The sequence below is a fragment of the Candidatus Kapaibacterium thiocyanatum genome (genome assembly GCA_001899175.1).
Taxonomy (GTDB): Bacteria; Bacteroidota; Ignavibacteria; order Kapaibacteriales; family Kapaibacteriaceae; genus Kapaibacterium; species Kapaibacterium thiocyanatum.
On the sequence record MKVH01000026.1, the window covers coordinates 1 to 4,029 of the forward strand.

Sequence of the window (4,029 nt, forward strand, 5' to 3'; positions counted from 1 at the left end):
CGTCTACGACCAGAACGGAACCATGCGGCGCTTCACGAGAAGGGCCATGACCGATCCGGTGACATCGGTCCTGCTCGACGATGTGACCATATCGATGAACAGTACCACCAGCAACGTCGTGGACGTGGTAAGCGAAGCGGCAACCGGTATCGCGGGCTACACTGCGGACGTGAAGAACCAGACGACGGGTCAGACAGCGACCGATGCCAAGGGTCAGCAGACGCAGAACATCGGCATGAACGAAGCGCGGACGACGGAATGGAGATCGGACGGCGATGTCAAACGTGTGACCACGTCATCGACGGTTCTCACGCATGCGTATGACGCCTTCGGCCGTATCGTAAGAACCCGCTCGAGTACGGACGACAAGACGTGGTACCGCATTCATGGTACGTCCATGGATGAAGCGCTCTACACCAGAACCGGCAGCAACACCCCGGCCATACAGGAGTGGACGCTCTATGGTATCGGCCGTGTCGGTGTCGACAGAACCACAGGAAGTGCAAGCAGTGGTGACATCCACTATCGCATCATCGGCAGTAAGCTCTACGAGCTGAACGATCACCTCGGCAGTGTCCGTGGCCTCGTGACCGACATCAAGATCCCGGATGGCAGTGGCCGCTTCAATGCCGAAGAAGTGGAAGTCAGAGACTACGACCCCTATGGTCAAGAAAGACCCAACCGTGCAGTGACCGCGCTCACGAACCTGTACGGCTATGCCTACCACGGCATGCGCAAGCAGATCGAGGGCGGATGGGTGAACGACTACGGTACGCTGTTCCGGCCGTACGAGGGTGGGCTTGGCAGGTGGAGCAGGCAGGATCCCGTCATGAGGTCGTGGGCCACACCGTACGAAGGCATGGGGTCACTGCCGACGATGATGACGGACCCGCTCGGTCTTGAACCCACCGGTGGTGGCGGATATGCCGATCGTGCTTACTCCGGAGAGACAGGTGGCGGTGGAGGTACGACGAGCAGTAGTGTAACGCAGACGATGGCAACGACAGGTAGCTCGCAGGCTGCCAATGCCAGAGCGCCGCAGATGGCGCCGCTACCGCAGATGAACCTCATGGAAGCACTGGGACAATACTTCAGGAATCTGGCACCACGGATACCGGATATACCGAAGGTCGACAATACCGAAGGGAGCTATAGTAAAGCCGTATTGAACGGTGTTGTCAATGCAGCCAATACCGTACCACACCTTGTTAATACCGAAGTGGACGTACTCGCATCGGTAACCGGTGGTACGGTCGTCAATGATGCTGCGAAGAAACTGGACGAAGTGAAGGAGTTCGGATCAAAACAGTGGCAATACCTGACGCAAGTGCCAATAGACCAGCAATTCGACAACTCATGGAACTTCTGGACATCACCGCAAGGAGTGGAGACAGGAACGACCATTGGTATTGGTGTTCTTCTACCAGTCGGCGCCTCGAAGATGGCCAACGCCGGACGGATGGGAAAAGCTGCGGGTGCTATTGAAGCTGCTGAGACTATTGCCAATCCTATACCTTCAACAATGGCACGCGTAATTGCAGGAGAAGGTCCATTCCCGAAACTAGGACTTCCGGATGCTGTGGATGTCTTTGTGACAGATGCTGCTGCCATAAAAGGAATGAATCCGGCGGAGATATCGAGAGCCTTGGCAATACGCCCATCGGATGTTTTTACTATTATTGAGTTTCCAGCACCGACCCATGGATTAGCTTCACCAATCTTGCGATCGAATGAAGGGTTCGTTGGTGGAGGGCTAACAGAAGGTTTAGCGCCGGAGTTTGTCATTCCCAATGGCCCTATCCCAAGTGGAGCAAGGGTCCGAGTCGTCCGTTCTGGCAAACAAGGAAAGAAAAGATGAAACTAACCCCTGAAGAAACGGAACTTGTCGGCCAATGGATAACAGAAAATGGCCAGGTTCGTGGTGATAGTGTGTGTGACAGGATTCAATGGTTAACAAGTTCCTATTTGCATAGGATTGCATACAGCAAGACCCTAGGTGCGTGGGAAACACTATTTCAAGATCCAGAGGATGGAAGGTATTGGGAGCTAACCTATCCGAATAGTGGTATGCATGGTGGGGGGCCCCAAGCCTTGATTCACATATCTCGTAGCGAAGCAAAAACAAAGTATGGAGATGAGGCGGTCATTCCCTGAGGTAGGGCAGTGTTCCAATGTGTTGATATCGGTGTTGGTGGTTTTCCAGCCCGTAACGATGTTGACATATTCTGGCTACACAACATCGCCTATCATCTGTCTGATCATTCACCTTGAGCATAGTTCTGATGTCTTCTGTTCGACATCCACGCCCCAAACGTCGGAACTATGATGATGCGGCGGTCAATCTTCTCCGAATGATCGATATCGCTGTGGAGTCGTGCGACTACATCACCAACTGCTATGATGGATATCAGGACGTGCGCCGAGGTGAATTGCATGGGCTGCGCCAACGGGTTCTCCAAGCGCCACCCGAAATGCGGAATCTGCGGGTACTCAATGCCGTACAGCGTGAACTGCTGAGACATTACTATTGCATGTATGGAGAACCAGACATCGAGTTCTTCTGGACGAAGGCGGAGGATGAATGTCTTGCAGAACGCCGTGATCATGTCGCTCGTGCATTGGAGCGCAGTCGTATCGTCGGCCGTGATGAACACTATTGTATCGAGTACATGTATATGAAACAGTATGATGAAGGTCACATCACGAAGACGCAGATGCGGAAAGTGGAGCGCATGCTCGACGCCTTCATACATCATCGAGGATATAAGGTATGAGTCTTGAAGACGAAGTCCGGAACGTCGATTCGAAGGAGAGCTTCATCGCCTTCATCTAGGTATTGCGTAATGACTATGTCCAGAACAAAGACGAATGGACGAACCGGACCGTCGATCGATACTTCAATAGTATTGCAGGCTGGATAGCTGAGTACGATACGTCTGATGCAGACAAGACAGGAAACAGTTGGCAATCTTTCGCCAAAATCCTGTGGGCGGCATCGGAGTATGAGAGTAGGAAGTAACACTCAGCGACAATAAAGCTTTGTGTACAATAGCCCTCACATGTTCCAACGTCACATAGCAGTATGCACAATGCCTTTTACACAAATCTTCTCAAGTAGAGAGATTGCAGTTGGGATATACATCCTGATCGCAATACTCGGTGTTCTGTTTAACAGTAAACTGCGAAGGTCGTTGTTCGATATTATCACGGCCTTCTTTCATTTCAAGATCCTGTTGGTTGTTACTGTTCTTGCAGTGTACGTGGTGGGAAGTGTTCTCCTGTTGGATAGACTCGGGTGCTGGAGGTTGGATCTTCTGAAAGAAACAATCCTATGGTTTATTTTCACAGGATTCGTATCCATCTTCACGATGATTAACAGTAAAGAGGCTAAGCCTATTAGCAGCTTCCTGATGACCTATACGGAAGGGTGGACTCTTTTAGAGCTCCTATCTAGCGAATACACATTCAGTCTAGTAACTGAACTTTGGTTTGTATTGGTAATGTTGTTTCTTACTGTAGGTGAAGTAGTTACACGTACGGATGAGAAGAGGAAGCGGGAGCATTCACTCATTGTTGCGATCCAACTAGTTCTTGTGATTGTTGTTTTTGTTCATATCGTATTCGGGTTCGTTGCTGACTGCGAGAGAATATGGAATGAACGGACGATCCGAGCTTTCTTTCTTGAACCATTACTGTCTGTACTAATAGCACCATATTTATACGCCCTATTATTATACTCAGTGTATGACAAGCTATTCATTCGTATGAATAGTACATTAATGGGGCCAAAACCATTGCCATTGATTCGATATGCTAAGTTCCGTTTGTTGCAAGTCCTTGGGCTGAGGTTAAGTAAGGTTCGAGAGTTTGAACGTAGTAAAGGAATGCAGCTATCCAAAGTGATGTCCAAGGACGACCTTGATCGTATTCTGAAGTTGTAGTATCGTACCATCGGTATTCTCCCTGCGACACGGCGGAACTGGAGCGTCTGAAGATCGAGATCTCGCGTCTGTTCCAGGACGGGATCCA

Annotated in this window: 3 protein-coding genes and 1 pseudogene; 3 read left to right on the forward strand and 1 reads right to left on the reverse strand. The window is 50.4% G+C overall.

Going from position 1 to position 4,029, the window contains the following annotated elements; all coding sequences use genetic code 11:
• A pseudogene (locus BGO89_06225) lies at positions 1-1,858 on the forward strand (hypothetical protein).
• A 400-nt stretch (positions 1,859-2,258) separates the two neighbouring features.
• On the opposite strand, the gene BGO89_06230 reads toward BGO89_06225, so the two are convergent.
• Complete coding sequence (locus tag BGO89_06230; GenBank protein OJX56106.1) at positions 2,259-2,756, reverse strand: hypothetical protein; 498 nt, start codon at positions 2,754-2,756, stop codon at positions 2,259-2,261.
• A gap of 80 nt (positions 2,757-2,836) precedes the next feature.
• Between BGO89_06230 and BGO89_06235 the strand changes: the two genes are divergently transcribed.
• Together BGO89_06235 and BGO89_06240 are read left to right on the forward strand one after the other, a co-directional pair.
• Entirely contained in the window at positions 2,837-3,019 is a 183-nt protein-coding gene (locus BGO89_06235; protein ID OJX56107.1) for a hypothetical protein, read from the forward strand.
• A 70-nt stretch (positions 3,020-3,089) separates the two neighbouring features.
• Complete coding sequence (locus BGO89_06240) at positions 3,090-3,941, forward strand: hypothetical protein (protein OJX56108.1); 852 nt, start codon at positions 3,090-3,092, stop codon at positions 3,939-3,941.
• Positions 3,942-4,029 lie beyond the last annotated feature (88 nt).